A 16,511-nucleotide genomic window follows, 5' to 3' on the forward strand; every position below is an offset into this window, starting at 1 on the left:
AGGACTGCCGCGCTTTCGTACGTCGTATCCGCGCGCCACCTACCTCTGACGGCGATTCCGCGCGCCACCTACCTCTGACGGGTCGGTCGCGGACGGCGGTGGCTCGGGATTCGGGATTCGGGGCTCAGGGTTCGGGGAGGGGTGACAGGACGCTGCCGGGGTTGAGGCGGCCGTCGGGGTCGAACGCGGCCTTCACGGCGTGGTGCACGTCGAGCGCCACGGGGTCGAGCTCGCGGGTGAGCCAGCCGGACTTGAGCCGACCCACGCCGTGCTCGCCGGTGACCGTCCCACCCAGCTCGAGGGCCAGGGCGGTGATCGCGTCGAAGGCGCGGTGCGCCGCCGCCACGCCGGCCGGGTCCCGGCGGTCGAAGATGATCGTGGGGTGCATGTTGCCGTCGCCGGCGTGCCCGAACACCCCGATCGTCAGGCCCTCGTCAGCCGCGACGCGCTGGATCCCGGCGACCAGGTCGACGACGGCCCGCCGTGGGACGCACACGTCGTCGAGCAGCCAGTCGCCCAGGCGCTCGAGGGCGGGGAGAGCCTGGCGTCTGGCCTCGAGCAGCTGCGCGCCCTCGGTCGCGTCCGTGGTGAGGGCCACGTCGACCGCGCCGGCCGCGTCGCAGATGCTGCGCACGGCCTCCACGGTGGCCCGAGCCTCGGGCAGGTCGGTCTGCACCAGCAGCATCGCGGCGGCGTCGATCCCCATGTGCGTGTGCGCGTCGACGGCCGCGAGCGTCGTGGCGTCGAGGATCTCGAGCAGCGAGAGGTCGACGGCGTCGGCGGCGAGCCGTTCGACCGCACGTCCCGCGCCCTGCAGGTCGGCGAAGGTCGCGACGACGGTCGAGGGCGGCGGGGGAGCGGGTCGCAGGCGGAGCGTGACCTCGGTGATCACGCCCAGCGTGCCCTCGGAGCCGACGAGCAGACTGGTCAGGTCGTAGCCGGCGACACCCTTCACGGTGCGCCGACCGGTGCGCAGGACGCGTCCATCGGCGAGCGCCACCTCCAGGCCGAGCACGTAGTCGCCGGTCACCCCGTACTTCACGCAGCACATGCCGCCGGCGTTCGTGGCCACGTTGCCGCCGATGGTGGAGATCGCGACGCTGCCCGGGTCGGGCGGGTAGAAGAGCCCGACCTCGGCCACGGCCGCGCGCAGGTCGGCGGTGATCACGCCGGGCTGCACCACCGCGACCCGCTCCTCGACGTCGATCGAGACGATCCGGTCGAGCCGGCGGGTGCTGAGGACCACCGACCCCGCGGGAGCGTTGGCGCCGCCGGCCAGTCCGGTGCCGGCCCCGCGTGTGACGACCGCGAGGCCCGCGGCGTGCGCCGCCCGCAGGCAGTCCGCGACCTCGGCGGTGGTGCGCGGCGACAGCACCGCCACCGGCATCGCACGCTCGACCAGCTGGGCCTCGTCGTGCGCGAACCCGGCCACGACGTCGGGGCCGGTCTGCACCACCTCGGTGGGCAGGTGGCCGAACGCGGTGGAGGTCAGCGCGGCGCCTTGACCGCCACGACGGGGCACTCGGCCTCGAGGAGGATTCGCTGCGACGTGGAGCCGAGCACGAGCTTGCCCACGGGCGAGCGGCGTCGCTGTCCGATCACGACGAGCGAGGCGTCGTGGCGGCGGGCGTTGTCGAGGATCGAGTCCGCGGCTCCGCTGGAGCCCACGAAGTGCACGACCTCGTGCTCGACGCCCGCATCGGCCAGGCGTGACTCGAGCTGCTCGACGACCGTCTCGGGCGTGACGTCGGGGTGAGGCGTGTCCGAGGCGATCACCACCACCTTCGCGCCCACGGCAGCGGCGTGCTCGACCCCCCAGGTCCAGGCGGCCTCACCCTCGGGCGTGGCGACGTATCCGACGACGATCGTGGTCATCCGCTCCTCCTTCGCGCTGCCCCCACGGTACCCGTAGGACTTTTCTGCCGATGAGGCTGCAGACGAGAACGGGAAGGACTAAAGTCCCGGTCACGACGAGGACATCAGCCGTCCGTAGTGGTTGGGAGGCCGCTACAGGTCACGAGTGACGCCGAGCGTTGGGTGATGTCCCGAAATAGAGGGAGACTGACTCATGCTCACCGTCATGCGACGGCGACGCACGGGGGATGCGGTACGTGTCGTGTTCGTCGTGCTGTGCGCCCTGTTGATGTCCACGCTCGTGGCGCCGAGCGCCGACGCGGCCCGTCGGTACACGGTGACCGCCAAGAAGAGCGCGTCCGCCACCGCGACGGTCACCCGGAACGCCGTCTACGACGGCTACCGCGGCAAGGCGACAGTCCGGCGCACCGCCCGCGCCGTGGCCGCGGCCAAGGCCACGAGCACGAGCAAGAAGAAGGCCACGTCGGTCGCGCGGTCCCGCGCCGTGTCGAAGGCGCGGTCGGTCGCTCGCAAGCGGGCGATCGACAGCGCCACCCGCACGGCAGCTTCGGTCGCCCGTTCGCGCGCGATCACCGCTGCGAAGGCCGCCGAGAAGACCGAGCCCACGACACCCACACCCACACCCACGCCGACCCCGACCCCGGAGCCGCCGCCGACTCCCACCCCGGAGCCGACTCCCACCCCGGAGCCGACTCCCATCCCCGAGCCGACTCCCACCCCCACCCCGGAGCCCACGGCCACACCCGAGCCGACGCCGGCCCCGGAGGGAGGCACCGAGGACGCGTGCGGCCCGACCCGGCTCAAGACCGACGGCTCGGCCTGGAGCTGCACCTTCAGCGACGACTTCGACGGCGACGCCCTCGACAGCAGCAAGTGGCTCGTCGCCACGACCGAGGCCACCGGCCTGACGTACGGCGACTGCTGGGTGGACCGCCCGGAGAACCTGAGCGTCGCGGACGGCAGCCTGCGCCTGACGACGCGGATGAAGGACGAGCCGGTCACGTGCACCGCCGGCGGCCAGCCCGTCACCAGTCGCTACACGTCGGCGTCCGTCACGACCTGGGGCAAGTACACCGTCGACCGTGGACGCGTCGAGATCCGCGCCAAGATGCCCACCACCACCCAGCCCGGCGTGCAGAGCGCGCTCTGGCTCTTCCCGGAGACGATGAAGTACTGGGACGTCGCCGGCTCGGGCGAGATGGACATCGCCGAGTTCTACTCGCAGTACCCGGACCGGCTCATCCCGACCATGCACTACGCCACGACGTCGCCGGGCTACACCAACTACTTCTGCATGGTCCAGGACCCCACCCAGTGGCACACCTACGCGCTGGAGTGGGACCGCGAGCGGATCCGGGTCGAGTACGACGGTCAGACCTGCCTCGACCACGAGATCGACCCCGTGGGCCAGCTCCTCCAGGGCCAGCCCTTCGACCAGGACTACACGATCAACCTCACCCAGATGCTGGGCACGGGGGCCAACGCGCCGACCTCCGCCACTGAGCTCCCCGCCACGATGGAGGTCGACCACGTACGCGTCTGGCAGTGAGGTGAGCGGGGGCCGATAGCGTGACCACGTGAACGATGCACCTGCCCGCCGCCTGCTCCTGGTCAACGGCCCCAACCTGAACCTGCTCGGCACGCGCGAGCCCGAGGTCTACGGCGCCGCCACGCTCGCCGACGTCGTCGCGCTCGTGGAGCGCACGGCCGACGAGCTCGGGTACGCGGTGAGCGCAGTGCAGAGCAACCACGAGGGCGTGCTCATCGACGCGATCCACGACGCGCGGGGCACCTGCGCCGGCATCGTCATCAACCCAGGGGGGCTCACCCACACGTCGGTCGCGCTGCGCGACGCGCTCACCGGTGTGGCGATCCCGTTCGCCGAGGTGCACGTGTCCGACGTGCACGCCCGTGAGGAGTTCCGGCACTTCTCGTACCTGACCGACGTCGCCGCCCTGACCGTGGTGGGCGAAGGGGTCGACGGGTACGCCCGCGCCGTGCGCGAGCTCGTGGCGCAGCTGGAGTCCCGGTGAGCGGCCCGCGCAACGTCCCGCACAAGAAGCAGCTGGCGGTCTCGCGGCGGGTTCGGGTGCCCGGACCTGACGCGGACTGGTCGGCGCTGCACGCGTTCGCCCAGACCTTCGACGCGGCGTTCTTCCTGTCGTCCTCGACCGCGACGATCGTGCAGACCGCGTACCGGCCCGCCTTCGACGCGGTGGAGCGCGGGGACGACCTCGACGGCTCCCTTGGCATCGCGCTGCTGCGCGCGGCGCTGTGGTTCCAGGCCCGCTCCGACACCTTCTCCGGGGCCACGGACTTCTCCGGCCCCGAGGTCGAGCGCTTCTACCGGGCCGTCTGTGAGGAGCTGCACTCCCGCACCCACGGCTGGGTCGACGACCAGTCCTGACCGGCGTCGCTCCGGGTCTTCGTGGTGCATGGGCTGCGCTGCTGTTGTCCGTCGTCAGGTTGGTCTCCGAAAAGGCCTCGACCGGGCGGCATCTCGCGCATCGGGCAGGGTCTGCGGGCTGCCGTCGCGCTGTCCCACCCCCGAGCGGTGACTTCTCCACCGAATGACGACGATGCCGCGGACCGCCGGTGACTTCTCCACCCTCGGAGCGCTGAGACGGTGGAGGATCCACCGCTCGGGCGGGGATTCGGTGGAGAAGTCACCGCTCGGGGGAGTCATCGGTCGATCGTCAACCGCAAAAGCCGTCCTGAGGTTGAGGATCCACCGAGGGGCGGCGTGCTCGGCCGCACCGGGCGCCCCCGCTCCGTCGGGGCCTCTCGGAGACCGAGCCCGCACGGAGTGGAGGCAGCGCACCCGCAGGTCCAGCCCGAGCGAGGGCAGCGCAGCCGCAGGGCCGGGCCCGCTCGTCCGGCGGGAGGGGCCGAACGTGCCTACCGTGGGCGGATGAGCCGCTACCTGATGATCGTCGCCGTGGCCGTGCCGCCGTTGTTCACGGCGGTCCTGGGGCTGACCCACCCGGCCGTGCTCACCGTCGAGGACGCCGCGCACTGGCAGATGATGCACACCGTGCTGCTGCCGGTCTTCCCGCTGCTCGCCCTCGGGCCGTGGCTGGTGGCGCGCACGCACGACCGCGTGGTCGGGGTGGTCGTGGGCGTGCTCGCCTACGTCTACGCCTGCTTCTACACGAGCCTCGACGTGCTGGCCGGAATCGCCGGCGGTGCCATCAAGGACGCGGAGGCCGGAGGGCTGGGCATCGTGTTCCCCGTCGCGGGCGACCTGGGGGCGATCGGCTCCTACGCCTACATCGGTGCCACCGCGCTGGCCGTCGGCGTGGCCAGCCGGGCCGGGGTCGTGCGGGCACTGCCCGGTGCCGTGCTGGTGCTCGTCGGGTCGGTCATGTTCTGGCAGGAGCACGTCTACCGTCCGTGGGGGGTGCTCTCCATGGTGCTGCTCGCCGCGGGCTGGACGTGGCTCGTGGTCGCTACAGCCCCTCGAGCACGGTCAGCGTCGACGCCCACGCCTCGCTCTGCGGGTCGATGACGACGAAGTGGTCGCCGTCGACCGGCGCGAGGTTCGCGTCGGCACCTGCGGCCCGCGCCGCGTCGACGTAGGTGCGCGACTGCGAGTACGGCACGTTCGTGTCGGCGCGACCGTGCACGCACCAGACCGGCACGTCGAGGGGGACCTGCTGCAGGGGGTCGGCGTCGGGGACGTCGGCGACCGGTGCACCGAGGAAGCCCTCGACCGCTCCGGCGCCCAGGTCCTCACGGACGGCTCCCACGAGGTCGAGGACGCCCGCCTGCGAGACGGCCGCCGTCACGGGCACGCGTGCGTCGCGCCAGCGGTCGAGGCGCTGACGTCCGGCGGCCCACACCGCGAGGTGCCCACCGGCGGAGTGCCCGAGGGTGACCACCCGGGAGAGGTCGAGCCCCTCGACGTCGGCCAGGGCGTCGATGCCGGCACTCACGTCGTCGGGTGTCTGCGGCCAGCCGCCGCCTGCACCGGTGCCGCTCCCGACCCGTCGGTACTCGAGGTTCCAGGCCGTCCAGCCCTCCTCCGCGAGCGACGCCGCGAGCGGACGTCCGAGGGACAGGTCGTACTCCGCCCGCCAGAACCCACCGTGGATCACGACGACGACGCCGCGTGACTCGCCGGTCGGCCGCGTCAGTTCCGCGAACTGCGAGGGGTCGGTGCCGTAGGTGATGCGCTCCACGGAGCCCATCGTCGCACCGTCGCCCCCGCCGCTGTTCCCGCCACTGGGGCCGCCTCCGGAGGAGCAGGCTGCGAGCAGGCCTCCGCCCAGCACCGTCGAGCCGACGACCGCGGAGCCGAGGGACAGGAACCGACGTCGACGCATCCGCCCATCTCACCGCACGCGGCGCGTCCCTGCAGGTCAACGAGCCGTCGGTGGCCGATAGGATCAGCACTCGGCGAGCGCGGGAGGCCCGGAGATGGACATCCACGACCTCGACGCGTTCCTGCTCGTCGGGTCGGCCGTCCTCATCGCCGCGATCCTCGCCGTGCGCCTCTCGGTCACCGCCGGGCTCCCCTCCCTCCTGGTCTACCTGGGCATCGGCCTGCTCATCGGCGAGGAAGGGCTCGGCGTGCAGTTCGACGACGCCGACCTGGCCCTCGCCATGGGCTTCGGCGCACTCGTCCTGATCCTCGCCGAGGGCGGTCTCACCACGCGCTGGGAGCACGTGCGGCCGTCGATCGGCCTGGGCCTGCTGCTGGCCACGCTCGGCTCGGTGGTCAGCGTGCTCGTGGTCGCCACGGCAGCCCACTACGTGCTCGACCTGCGGTGGGAGATCGCGGTGCTGCTCGCCGCCGTCCTCACCCCCACCGATGCGGCCGCGGTCTTCTCGGTGCTGCGAGCCGTGCCGCTCACCCCACGCGTCAAGGGGGTGCTGGAGGCGGAGTCCGGCCTCAACGACGCGCCCATCGTCGTGCTCGTCACCGCGATCAGCGCGGGCGAGATCGCCGACGGAGGCGTGGCGAGCTTCGCCGGGCTGATCGTGTTCGAGATCGTCGTCGGCGGCATCATCGGCCTGATCGTCGGCTTCGGGGCGGGCCGGCTGCTGCGCAGCATGGCACTGCCGGCCTCGGGCCTCTACCCGCTCATCGTGCTCGCGTTCACCGTCCTGGCGTACGGACTCGCGGTGCTGGGCCATGCCAGTGGCTTCGCGGCGGTCTACCTGTGCGCCCTGGTGCTCGGCAACACCGAGCTGCCGCACCGCGTGGCGACCCGCTCGTTCGTGGAGGGTGTCGGCTGGCTCGCCCAGATCGGGTTGTTCGTCATGCTGGGCCTGCTCGCGAGCCCCTCGGAGTTCACCCTGTGGCACATCTGGACCGGTCTGGTCGTCGGTGCCGTGCTCACCTTCGTGGCCCGGCCGCTCTCGGTCGCCAGCTGTGCCGTCTGGTTCCGCGTGGGATGGCGCGAGCAGCTGTTCGTGGGGTGGGCCGGCCTGCGTGGCGCGGTGCCGATCATCCTGGCCACGATCCCGCTCGCCGCCGACGTGCCCGGCTCGCGCGACCTTTTCGACATCGTGTTCGTGGCCGTGGTGGTCTACACGCTCGTCCAGGCCGCACCCCTGTCGTGGCTGGCCAGGTGGTGCGGGGTGCTCCACGACGAGGTGCGCGACGTCGAGGTGGAGGCGGCACCTCTCGAGCGGATCTCGGCGGACCTGCTGCAGGTGCACGTCCCGAGGAAGTCACGGCTCGCGGGCGTCGAGGTGGGCGAGCTGCGGCTGCCGCAGGGTGCGTCGGTCTCGCTCGTGGTGCGCGACGGCGAGCCGTTCGTGCCGCACCGCACCACCCGCCTGGTCCGGGGCGACGACCTGCTGGTCGTGGCCACGCGCGACGTGCGCGAGGCCACGGAGCAACGGCTGCTCGCCGTCGGGCGCCACGGTCGGCTCGCGGGCTGGGACCGCGAGGAACCCTGACCGGGTCGGGCGGCGGGTGGGACGGCAGGGTCAGACGGCTGGGTCAGACGGCTGGGTCAGACGGCTGGGACGGTGGGCAGGCAGACCGTGAAGCGACGGTCGTTCGTCGTCTTGCGCACGTCCTTGCCGAGCTTCTCGAAGTCGTCGCCCACGATCACCGTCACGGAGTCGCCGTCGACCTCGATGTCGGGCTCGGCGAACTGGACCTTGGAGCCGAACTGCGCGGCCACCAGCCGGACGCGCGGGTCGTCGCGGTCGTTGGTGAGCACGACGGCGACGTCGGCGTCGACCTTGCTCGTGGAGTTGCCGATCTGGCCGGCCAGGAACCCACGACGCTGGAGGTTGATGCTGACTCGGTTGGCCAGGCCTGCACGGGAGCTGGCGTTGTAGACGTCGACGGAGATCAGGTTGCTCGTGACGTCGTCCTCGGCCGCGACCACCCGCGTCTCGCACGTGGGCCCGGCGTCGATCGTCTCGGCCGACGCGGTCAGCAGGCGGAACCCCACGAAGAGTCCGGCGACGAGCACCACGGCGCTGCCGAGCAGCACGAGTGGTCCGGCGGCCCCGCTGCGGGCGCTCATCGGGACCCGCTCAGGGTGTAGACGCGGGCGTGGAGCATGGCCCGCTGCTGGAGGGCCGCGCGGACCGCACGGTGCAGCCCGTCCTCGAGGAACAGCTCACCCTTCCAGGCCACGACGTGGGCGAACAGGTCCCCGAAGTAGGTGGAGTCCTCGTCGAGCAGGTTCTCGAGGTCGAGCTGCGTCTTGGTGGTGGTGAGGTCGGCGAGCCGGACCTGGGTGGGCGAGACGTCGGCCCACTCACGCTGCGACAGGCCGTGGTCGGGGTACGGCCGCCCGTCGTTCACCCTCCGAAAGATCACCTCGTCAGTGTAGACAGGTGTGCCGTCGCCGAGCGGTAGCCTGACCGGCATGAGCAGCCCGGACGAGGTCGGAGCCCCGCAGTCCGCCCAGCAGGCCGCCGAGGAGGCCGCGCAGGCTGCTGCCGCCGCGGAGGCCGCAGCCGCGGAGGCCAGGCGCCGCGCCGACGAGCTCGCTCGCGCCGCCGCGGAGCAGGAGCAGCAGCGGGCCCAGACAGAGACGACCCAGACCGAGCCGACCCAGACCGAGCCGACCGTCGCGGGCGACCTGAGCGAGTACGCCGAGCTGGTGCGCAGCGGCTACGCCTTCGAGGGCTCGGTGCTGGAGATCGGCGCGCTCGTGGAGGCCGACGTCCCGGTGCCCGGCGCCCAGGTGCGGATCCCGCTCGGCATGCTCAACCGGCACGGCCTGGTCGCCGGGGCCACCGGCACCGGCAAGACCAAGACCCTCCAGGTGCTCGCCGAGCAGGTGGCGGCCCAGGGCGTGCCCGTGTTCGCCGCCGACATCAAGGGCGATCTCTCGGGCATCGCCGTACCGGGGACGCCGAACGAGAAGCTGACCGCACGGTGCGAGAGCATCGGCCAGAGCTGGCAGCCGACCGCGTCGGCCACCGAGTTCTTCACCCTCGGCGGGCTCGGCACGGGCGTGCCGATCCGCGCGAGCATCGACTCGTTCGGGCCGCTGCTGCTGTCGAAGGTGCTGGGCCTGAACGCCACGCAGGAGTCGTCGCTGGCGCTCGTCTTCCACTACGCCAGGAACAAGGGGCACGCCCTCGTCGACCTCGGCGACCTCCGGTCGGTGCTCACCTGGCTCACCGGTGACGGCAAGCCGGAGCTCAAGGAGCTGGGTGGGCTGTCGGCCTCCACCGCCGGGGTGATCCTCCGCGAGCTCATCGCCTTCTCCGACCAGGGCGCCGACGTGTTCTTCGGGCGACCGGAGATCGACGTGGCCGACTTCCTGCGCACCGTGCCCGACGGCCAGGACGGATCGGTGCGGGGGACCGTCTCGCTGCTCGAGGTCCCGTCGGTCCAGGACAAGCCGGCCCTGTTCTCGACCTTCCTGCTGTACCTGCTGAGCACGCTGTTCGAGACCCTGCCCGAGGTCGGCGACACCGACAAGCCGCGCCTGGTGTTCTTCTTCGACGAGGCCCACCTGCTGTTCAAGGACGCCTCGAAGGACTTCCTCGACCAGGTCACGCAGACCGTGCGGCTGATCCGGTCCAAGGGCGTCGGCGTGGTGTTCGTGACGCAGACCCCGAAGGACGTCCCGGCCGACGTCCTCGCCCAGCTCGGCTCGCGCATCCAGCACCAGCTGCGGGCGCACACGCCCGACGACGCCAAGGCCCTGCGCTCCACCGTGTCGACCTACCCGACGTCGACGTACGACCTGGAGGAGGTGCTCACCCAGCTCGCCATCGGCGAGGCCATCGTCACGGTCATGAACGAGAAGGGCGCACCCACGCCGGTGGCGTGGACCAGGGTGCGGGCACCTCAGGGCTCGATGGACCCGGCCCCGGCCGCTCACGTCGCCGCCGCGGTGCAGGCTTCGCCGCTCATGGCCCGCTACGGCACGCCCGTCGACCCCCCGTCCGCGTCGGAGGCCATCGACGCCGACCGTGCCGCCGCGGCGGCGCAGGCCGAGGCCGACGCCCGGGCCGAGCAGGCGTCGAAGGAGGCGGAGCGGGTGGCGCGCGAGGCCGACCGCATCGCCCGGGAGCCGGGTGGGCGGGCGCCGCGGACCCGACGCACGACCCGCTCGAGGCGGTCCGAGCCCGGTCAGTCCGCCCTCGACGAGGCGTCCCGCGTGATCGCACGCGAGATCGGCAAGCGGATCTTCGGCCGCCGGCGCTGACCGCCCTCCGCCGCTCCTGCGGTCTCGACCTCGACGCACCCTGAGACCGTCCCGGGGTGGTGTGGGTGGTGGACGGGGGTCGTCCCCGAGGTGCGCGCGTGGACAGTCGCGCCATGCTGGAGCGGTGAACAGGACGCGACTCGCCCGTGGATCGCGGGTGACGCGACGCTTCGTGGTGCTCGAGGTCTCGTTGCTGGCCGTGCTCTACGTGGGCTACAGCGCCTCGCGGCTCCTGGCGTCCAACGACCGGGCCGAGGCGCTCGACCGGGCTCGCGCCCTGCTGGGCCTCGAGCAGACCTGGCACCTCGACGTCGAGCGGGCGCTCAACAGCTGGCTCGCGCAGCACGACCTCCTCGCCGTGGCCTCGAGCTACTGGTACGCCACGACGCACTACCTGGTCACGGCAGCCGTGCTCATCTGGCTGTTCGTGCGCCGCCCCGGGCTCTATCCACGCGCCAGGACGGCCCTGGTCGTGGCCTCGCTGGCCGGCCTGGCGTGCTACCTCGCCATGCCGACGGCGCCGCCGCGGTTCGTCGAGGGCTACTCCGACGTGCTCGCGCTGCACTCCCAGGCCGGGTGGTGGGGCGGCGACGCATCGGCCCCCAAGGGGCTGGGCGACATCACCAACCAGCTCGCCGCGTTCCCGTCGCTGCACGCGGGCTGGGCGCTGTGGGTGGCGATCGTGGTCGCGCACGCCGGGGTGCATCGTGCCTGGCGCGTGGCCGGCGGGGTCTACGCCCTCGTGACGGCGTTCGTGGTGGTCGGCACCGGCAACCACTGGATGCTCGACGTCGTGGGGGGCTGGGCGGTCGTCGCCGCGGCCTGGGTGGTCGTGGAGATCGTGGTGCACCGGCGGGGAGCGGTCGGCGACCGCGTGGGGTCACCGACTTCCTAGGCTGGGCGCATGAGCGTCCCCGTCACCGTGTCCGTCACGCGCCACGTCGATCCGGCACACGAGGACCAGATGCTCGCCTGGCTGCGCGCCGGGTCAGAGCTGGCCGAGCGCTTCGACGGTTTCCTGGGCTCGGGCTGGGTGCGTCCGGCACCCACCTCGAGCGAGTGGCACATGCTGTTCCGCTTCGCGAGCGCCGACGACCTGGAGGTGTGGATGTCGTCGAGCCAGCGACGCTGGTGGCTCGACAGCGCCCAGGGCATCGTCGACGAGTCGCGCCTGGAGAAGCGCACCGGCATCGAGGGCTGGTTCGACGAGCCCTCGGGCGTCGACGTGGAGGACCTGCGCCCGCCCGTCTCGGCACCACCGCGCTGGAAGCAGATGGTCTCCATCTTCCTGGTGTTCTTCCCGCTGAGCCTGGCGGCCAACGCGCTGGGCGCGCACTTCGTGCCGGACCTGTGGCTGCCGTGGCGCGTGCTGCTCACCGTGTGCGTCATGACGCCGCTCATGACCTACGTGCTGCTGCCGTGGATCACCCGCCTGCTGGCGCCCTGGCTGCACCGGACCTGAGGCGCTACGCCTTCTTCTTGGCGCGTCGGGCGGGCTTGGGTCCGGGACGGTGCACGAGCACCGGGCACGTGGCCTGGTTGAGCACCTTGTGCGAGACCGAGCCCATCAGCACCGCCTGGGTGCGGGTGCTCTGGCTGGCCAGCACGATCAGGCCGGAGTCGAAGCGCTTGGCGGCCTTGATGATCTCGTTGGCCGGGGAGCCGCTGTAGACGTGGGTGGTGACCGTCGGGCCCCATCCGTCGAGTGTCTCGGCCACCTTGAGCGTGGCCTGCTCGGCCTCGCGGCGGAACGACATCTCCACGCCGCCGCCGTCCTTGCTGCCCTCGGTGGCGAAGGGGACCGCGGCCAGGGGGCTGACGACGGCGACGACGCTGACCTTCGTGACGGCCTCGGCGTCGACGAGGTTGCGCAGGTACTTGGCGGACTCGAGGGACTGCTTCGAGCCGTCGGTGGCGACGAGCACGTGCATGGCTACTCCTGAGTGGGTCGGTGCGGGGAGACTATCCGGCGAGGTCGCTGGGGTCGAGGGGCTCGGGGTCCGACGAGTGCGGATCGGCCTTCATGGCAAAGGCGTTGACGAAGTACATGGCGACCCCGATCGCGAGGATCGCGGCGCACCAGACGATGGAGCCGGGGTCGTCGATCATCGTGTGGACGAGGATCGCGACGTTCGCGAGGACGCCCGCGTACAGGATGAGCATCGGTGCGGAGTAGTGGTCGTGCTCGACCGGCGTCCCGCGGAGCCTGATCGCCGCCAGGCAGACCATGCCGTAGACCACGATGAGGAACAGGACCGTCACGGTGGCGAGCCGGTCGACGTCGGCGATGGCCAGCAGCAGGCACACCAGGCCGGCGGTGAAGATGATCGAGACCCACGGCGTGCGCCGCGTGGCGTGGGTACGGGCGAAGACCCGCGGCACGATCCCTTGGCGCGCCATCCCGTACATGATGCGCGACTGCGCGACGAGCGAGACCAGCGTCGTGTTGGTGACCGCCACGAGCGCGATGGCCGAGAACACCATCTCGGGCACCGGGATGGGCCCGGCCTGCACGACGGTCAGGAGGCTGCCGTCCTCGCCGCGGTTGGCCGCCAGCTCGTCGATCGGCGCCACCATCGAGGCGATGAACGCGATGACCATGTAGAGCACGCCGGCGAGCGTCATGCCGCCGAGGAGGGCCTTCGGGAAGTTCCTCGTCGGGTCCTGCGTCTCCTCGGCGATGTTCGCGGCGTTCTCGAATCCCGTCATGGCGAAGAACGCCAGCGCGACACCGCTGAGCACGACGATGGCGGGGTTGCCGTCGTTGAGCTGGAACGGCTGCTCGAGGTTCGCGTCGCCCTCGGCCACCACGACCGCGCCGACGGCCAGGATGATCAGGAGGCCGGTCGTCTCGATGATGGTCATGACCATGTTGGTCCAGACCGACTCGGTGATGCCGCGGAAGTTCAGCAGCGACAGCGCCACGATGAAGACGATCGCCACGACCGTGACGGGGATCCCCTCGACGAAGGACGTGAAGTAGGTGCCGCCGAACACCCGCGCCAGCGTGCCGGCCGCCGCGATCGTCGCCGCCAGCAGGCAGAACGTGACCATGAAGGTCAGGAACCGGTTGCCGAACGCCTTGTGCGTGTAGAGCGCGGCGCCCGCGGCCTGCGGGTACTTGGTGATCAGCTCGGCGTACGCGAACCCGGTGAGCAGCGCGACCGTGACGCCGATGACGAACGACAGCCAGAACGCGCCACCGACGGTGAACGCCATGACCCCGATGAGCGCGTAGATGCCGGAGCCGAGCACGTCGCCCAGCACGTAGAAGAAGAGCAGGCGACCGGAGATGGAGCGCTTGAGCTCCTCCTGCTGGCCCCCCGGCGTGGTGTCGGTCCGCTCGGACATGACGCCCCTCCCGCATCGCGTGGTCCGATGATCGTGGCCCCGCCCGTGCAGGTCCGCAACCCCAGCCGGGGTCGGATCAGCAGCAGCGCGCCATGGGGGCGTGCTCCACCTGGTCGGCGCGGTGCCGCTCGAACGCCCGGCGGGTGGTGGGCTCCACCCCGTCGCGCTCGCACGCGTCGAGGTAGTCGTCCCACGCCGCCTCGCCGGTGAACTCGCGGACGAGCCGTCGCAGGCCGGAGAGCCGCCGGACGAGAGTGCTCATCGTTGGCCCCCCGTCCGGGAGAGATCGCGCTTGCTCTCCCACGCGGCCACGGCCTCCTTCTCCTCGCGAGTGGCGATGAAGTCGGCCGGTGCGACGATCTGCGACGGGGTGTGCGGCACCTCCGTCGTGGGCAGCGACCCGGCCTTGATCGCCCGCACCCAGATGACCACCGCGTTGGCCACGATCACGATCACCAGCAGGGCGAAGGTGGCCTGGATGACGCCGTTGGTCGTGGAGTTGCGGATGATCTGGTCCATCTGGCTCGCGTCGGCGGCCGGGGCCAGCACCTCGCCGGAGTCGCGTGCGGTGCGGTAGCGGTCGGCCTGGGCGAAGTAGCCGATGGCGGGGTTGTCGCTGAACACCTTCTGCCAGCTGGCCGTCATCGTCACGATCAGGTCCCACGCGAGCGGGATGCCCGGGACCCAGGCGTACTTCACCTTGCCGTGCTTGATGAACAGCGTGACGCACAGGGTGAGCGCGATCGCGGCGAGCAGCTGGTTGGCGATGCCGAACAGCGGGAACAGCTGGTTGATGCCGCCGAGGGGGTCGCTGATGCCGATCCAGAGGAAGTAGCCCCAGGCGCCCACGGTGACCGCGCTGGCGGCCCACGCGGCAGGACGCCAGGAGACGTCGCCGAAGCGGGTCCAGACGTTGCCGATCGTGTCCTGCAGCATGAACCGACCCACGCGGGTGCCGGCGTCGACCGCGGTGAGGATGAACAGCGCCTCGAACATGATCGCGAAGTGGTACCAGAACGCCCGGAGCCCGCCGCCGAACGCGTCGGAGAAGATCTGCGAGAGACCGAAGGCGAGGGTTGGGGCGCCGCCGGTGCGCGAGATGATGGTCGACTCCTCGATCGAGGCCGCGGCCGCGGTGAGGTCGCCCGGGGACAAGGTGAAGCCGAGCTGGCTGACGAACGCCGCGGCCCCCTCGGGCGTGCCGCCGGTCGCGCCGGCAGGAGCGTTCATGGCGTAGTAGAAGCCCTGGTCGATGACGACCGCGGCGATGAGGGCACTGATGGCGACGAACGACTCCATGAGCATGCCGCCGTAGCCGATCATCCGGACGTGGGTCTCCTTCTGGATCATCTTCGGCGTCGTGCCGGAGGCGATCAGTGCGTGGAAGCCCGAGAGTGCGCCGCAGGCGATCGTGATGAACACGAACGGGAACACCTTGCCCGCGAACACCGGGCCGTCGCCGTCGGTGGCGAAGCTCGTGACCGCGTCGGCCTGCAGGGTGGGTGCGGCGATGACGAGGCCGACGGCCAGCAGGACGATGACGCCGATCTTCATGAACGTCGACAGGTAGTCGCGGGGCGTCAGGAGCATCCACACCGGCAGGATCGAGGCGACGAAGCCGTACACGACCAGCGCGACGACGAGGCTCTCCTTGCTGAGCGTCAGCGTGTCCGCCAGGCCGGTCTGGTCGATCCAGCCACCGCCGACGATCGCGAGCAGGAGCAGCGCGACGCCGATGACGGTGACCTCCAGGACGCGCCCCGGCCGGATGTAGCGCAGGTAGAAGCCCATGAACAGGGCGATCGGGATGGTCAGGCCGATCGAGAAGACGCCCCACGGCGACTCGGCGAGGGCGTTGACGACGACGAGCGCGAGAACCGCGAGGATGATGATCATGATCGCGAAGACCGCGATCAGCGCCGCCGTGCCGCCGATGACGCCGATCTCCTCGCGCACCATCTGGCCGAGGCTCTTGCCGTCGCGACGCATCGAGAGGAACAGGACGACCATGTCCTGGACGGCGCCGGCCAGGATCACGCCGACGATGATCCAGATCGTGCCGGGCAGGTAGCCCATCTGGGCGGCGAGCACCGGTCCCACGAGCGGTCCGGCACCGGCGATGGCCGCGAAGTGGTGGCCGAAGAGCACGCGGCGGTCGGTGACCTCGTAGTCGACGCCGTTGTCGAGGCGCTCCGCCGGCGTGGCGCGGGTGTCGTCGACCTGGAGCACCTTGCGGGCGATGAAGCGCGCGTAGAAGCGGTAGGCGATGGCGTAGGACGACAGGGCGGCGAACAGGATCCACAGGGCCGACACGTCCTCGCCGCGCGAGAGCGCGAGGACGGCCCAGCAGACCGCTCCCACGAGGGCGACGGCCGACCAGACGACGATCGTGCGGAGCCGGTTGCCGCCGGTGTCGGCGGGGCTCGGTGCGGACGGAGCTCGGGTGCTCATGGTTCCCCCTCAGGACGCGTGACGGCGCGCGAGACCACCGCGCCGACCCATCGGACCACGGGTGACGCCGCTCACGCCAGTTGCGTACGTTGCGTCGCGCCGAGCGGCACCGTCCCGGCGACGAGCGGCCCACCATCGGTGGATGAGCAACATCTGGACGCGCATCGGTGGATCGGCAACCGCAGCACGTCGGCT

17 protein-coding genes are annotated in these 16,511 nt (G+C 71.4%); 8 read left to right on the forward strand and 9 right to left on the reverse strand.

Annotation, left to right across the window (positions count from 1 at the left end; genetic code table 11):
* Positions 1-124 precede the first annotated feature (124 nt).
* Together NUV38_RS14200 and NUV38_RS14205 are read right to left on the reverse strand one after the other, a co-directional pair.
* The gene (locus tag NUV38_RS14200; protein ID WP_257729745.1) at positions 125-1,522 is read right to left on the reverse strand and encodes an FAD-binding oxidoreductase; all 1,398 of its coding nucleotides are present in this window, start codon (positions 1,520-1,522) and stop codon (positions 125-127) included.
* Positions 1,489-1,875 carry a universal stress protein gene (locus NUV38_RS14205; protein WP_257729746.1) on the reverse strand — a complete coding sequence of 129 codons (387 nt, stop codon included), beginning with the start codon at positions 1,873-1,875 and terminating at the stop codon, positions 1,489-1,491. Before NUV38_RS14205 ends, NUV38_RS14200 begins: the two co-directional genes overlap by 34 nt.
* A 205-nt stretch (positions 1,876-2,080) precedes the next feature.
* Between NUV38_RS14205 and NUV38_RS14210 the strand changes: the two genes are divergently transcribed.
* The 4 genes from NUV38_RS14210 (at position 2,081) to NUV38_RS14225 (ending at position 5,383) form a co-directional block, all read left to right on the forward strand.
* Positions 2,081-3,424 carry a glycoside hydrolase family 16 protein gene (locus tag NUV38_RS14210; RefSeq protein ID WP_257729747.1) on the forward strand — a complete coding sequence of 448 codons (1,344 nt, stop codon included), beginning with the start codon at positions 2,081-2,083 and terminating at the stop codon, positions 3,422-3,424.
* A 28-nt stretch (positions 3,425-3,452) separates the two neighbouring features.
* Positions 3,453-3,908, forward strand: a complete 456-nt coding sequence (gene aroQ / locus NUV38_RS14215; protein ID WP_257729748.1) for a type II 3-dehydroquinate dehydratase — start codon at positions 3,453-3,455, stop codon at positions 3,906-3,908.
* On the forward strand, positions 3,905-4,282 hold the full coding sequence (locus NUV38_RS14220) for a hypothetical protein (protein WP_257729749.1): 378 nt from the start codon (positions 3,905-3,907) through the stop codon (positions 4,280-4,282). Before aroQ ends, NUV38_RS14220 begins: the two co-directional genes overlap by 4 nt.
* A 504-nt stretch (positions 4,283-4,786) precedes the next feature.
* Positions 4,787-5,383 carry a hypothetical protein gene (locus NUV38_RS14225; protein ID WP_257729750.1) on the forward strand — a complete coding sequence of 199 codons (597 nt, stop codon included), beginning with the start codon at positions 4,787-4,789 and terminating at the stop codon, positions 5,381-5,383.
* On the opposite strand, the gene NUV38_RS14230 is transcribed toward NUV38_RS14225, so the two are convergent.
* A complete protein-coding gene (locus tag NUV38_RS14230; protein ID WP_257729751.1) occupies positions 5,325-6,200 on the reverse strand; it encodes a S9 family peptidase in 876 nt (291 codons plus the stop codon). The genes NUV38_RS14225 and NUV38_RS14230 overlap by 59 nt on opposite strands.
* A gap of 94 nt (positions 6,201-6,294) precedes the next feature.
* Here NUV38_RS14230 and NUV38_RS14235 point away from each other — a divergent pair, with 94 nt between their 5' ends.
* Positions 6,295-7,785, forward strand: a complete 1,491-nt coding sequence (locus tag NUV38_RS14235; protein ID WP_257729752.1) for a potassium/proton antiporter — start codon at positions 6,295-6,297, stop codon at positions 7,783-7,785.
* Between the two features lie 56 nt (positions 7,786-7,841).
* Here NUV38_RS14235 and NUV38_RS14240 read toward each other — a convergent pair whose 3' ends face one another.
* Positions 7,842-8,366, reverse strand: a complete 525-nt coding sequence (locus tag NUV38_RS14240; protein ID WP_257729753.1) for a LytR C-terminal domain-containing protein — start codon at positions 8,364-8,366, stop codon at positions 7,842-7,844.
* Positions 8,363-8,665 carry a type II toxin-antitoxin system VapB family antitoxin gene (locus tag NUV38_RS14245; protein ID WP_257729754.1) on the reverse strand — a complete coding sequence of 101 codons (303 nt, stop codon included), beginning with the start codon at positions 8,663-8,665 and terminating at the stop codon, positions 8,363-8,365. Before NUV38_RS14245 ends, NUV38_RS14240 begins: the two co-directional genes overlap by 4 nt.
* 49 nt (positions 8,666-8,714) lie before the next feature.
* Here NUV38_RS14245 and NUV38_RS14250 point away from each other — a divergent pair, with 49 nt between their 5' ends.
* From NUV38_RS14250 to NUV38_RS14260, 3 genes are all read left to right on the forward strand, one after another.
* Positions 8,715-10,514 (forward strand): DUF853 domain-containing protein, encoded by a 1,800-nt coding sequence (locus tag NUV38_RS14250; protein WP_257729755.1) that lies wholly within the window; start codon positions 8,715-8,717, stop codon positions 10,512-10,514.
* Positions 10,515-10,671: 157 nt separating this feature from the next.
* Positions 10,672-11,409, forward strand: a complete 738-nt coding sequence (locus NUV38_RS14255; RefSeq protein WP_257729756.1) for a phosphatase PAP2 family protein — start codon at positions 10,672-10,674, stop codon at positions 11,407-11,409.
* Positions 11,410-11,418: 9 nt separating this feature from the next.
* Positions 11,419-11,976 (forward strand): antibiotic biosynthesis monooxygenase, encoded by a 558-nt coding sequence (locus NUV38_RS14260; protein ID WP_055961209.1) that lies wholly within the window; start codon positions 11,419-11,421, stop codon positions 11,974-11,976.
* A gap of 4 nt (positions 11,977-11,980) precedes the next feature.
* Here NUV38_RS14260 and NUV38_RS14265 read toward each other — a convergent pair whose 3' ends face one another.
* The 4 genes from NUV38_RS14265 to NUV38_RS14280 form a co-directional block, all read right to left on the reverse strand.
* The gene (locus NUV38_RS14265) at positions 11,981-12,445 is read right to left on the reverse strand and encodes a universal stress protein (protein WP_257729757.1); all 465 of its coding nucleotides are present in this window, start codon (positions 12,443-12,445) and stop codon (positions 11,981-11,983) included.
* A 31-nt stretch (positions 12,446-12,476) separates the two neighbouring features.
* Positions 12,477-13,865, reverse strand: a complete 1,389-nt coding sequence (locus NUV38_RS14270; RefSeq protein WP_257729758.1) for an APC family permease — start codon at positions 13,863-13,865, stop codon at positions 12,477-12,479.
* A 76-nt stretch (positions 13,866-13,941) separates the two neighbouring features.
* The gene (locus tag NUV38_RS14275) at positions 13,942-14,127 is read right to left on the reverse strand and encodes a CstA-like transporter-associated (seleno)protein (protein ID WP_257729759.1); all 186 of its coding nucleotides are present in this window, start codon (positions 14,125-14,127) and stop codon (positions 13,942-13,944) included.
* Positions 14,124-16,316: a carbon starvation CstA family protein gene (locus NUV38_RS14280; protein WP_257729760.1), complete on the reverse strand. Its 2,193-nt coding sequence runs from the start codon at positions 16,314-16,316 to the stop codon at positions 14,124-14,126. Before NUV38_RS14280 ends, NUV38_RS14275 begins: the two co-directional genes overlap by 4 nt.
* Between the last annotated feature and the right edge of the window lie 195 nt (positions 16,317-16,511).

The sequence above is a fragment of the Aeromicrobium sp. 50.2.37 genome, assembly GCF_024655735.1.
GTDB lineage: Bacteria > Actinomycetota > Actinomycetes > Propionibacteriales > Nocardioidaceae > Aeromicrobium.

Coding starts and splice junctions, on each gene's coding strand:
- NUV38_RS14205 (WP_257729746.1), bottom strand. CDS start 1,875: ATGACCACGATCGTCGTCGGATACGTCGCCACGCCCGAGGGTGAGGCC.
- NUV38_RS14210 (WP_257729747.1), top strand. CDS start 2,081: ATGCGACGGCGACGCACGGGGGATGCGGTACGTGTCGTGTTCGTCGTG.
- NUV38_RS14225 (WP_257729750.1), top strand. CDS start 4,787: ATGAGCCGCTACCTGATGATCGTCGCCGTGGCCGTGCCGCCGTTGTTC.
- NUV38_RS14230 (WP_257729751.1), bottom strand. CDS start 6,200: ATGCGTCGACGTCGGTTCCTGTCCCTCGGCTCCGCGGTCGTCGGCTCG.
- NUV38_RS14235 (WP_257729752.1), top strand. CDS start 6,295: ATGGACATCCACGACCTCGACGCGTTCCTGCTCGTCGGGTCGGCCGTC.
- NUV38_RS14240 (WP_257729753.1), bottom strand. CDS start 8,366: ATGAGCGCCCGCAGCGGGGCCGCCGGACCACTCGTGCTGCTCGGCAGC.
- NUV38_RS14250 (WP_257729755.1), top strand. CDS start 8,715: ATGAGCAGCCCGGACGAGGTCGGAGCCCCGCAGTCCGCCCAGCAGGCC.
- NUV38_RS14260 (WP_055961209.1), top strand. CDS start 11,419: ATGAGCGTCCCCGTCACCGTGTCCGTCACGCGCCACGTCGATCCGGCA.
- NUV38_RS14265 (WP_257729757.1), bottom strand. CDS start 12,445: ATGCACGTGCTCGTCGCCACCGACGGCTCGAAGCAGTCCCTCGAGTCC.
- NUV38_RS14270 (WP_257729758.1), bottom strand. CDS start 13,865: ATGTCCGAGCGGACCGACACCACGCCGGGGGGCCAGCAGGAGGAGCTC.
- NUV38_RS14275 (WP_257729759.1), bottom strand. CDS start 14,127: ATGAGCACTCTCGTCCGGCGGCTCTCCGGCCTGCGACGGCTCGTCCGC.
- NUV38_RS14280 (WP_257729760.1), bottom strand. CDS start 16,316: ATGAGCACCCGAGCTCCGTCCGCACCGAGCCCCGCCGACACCGGCGGC.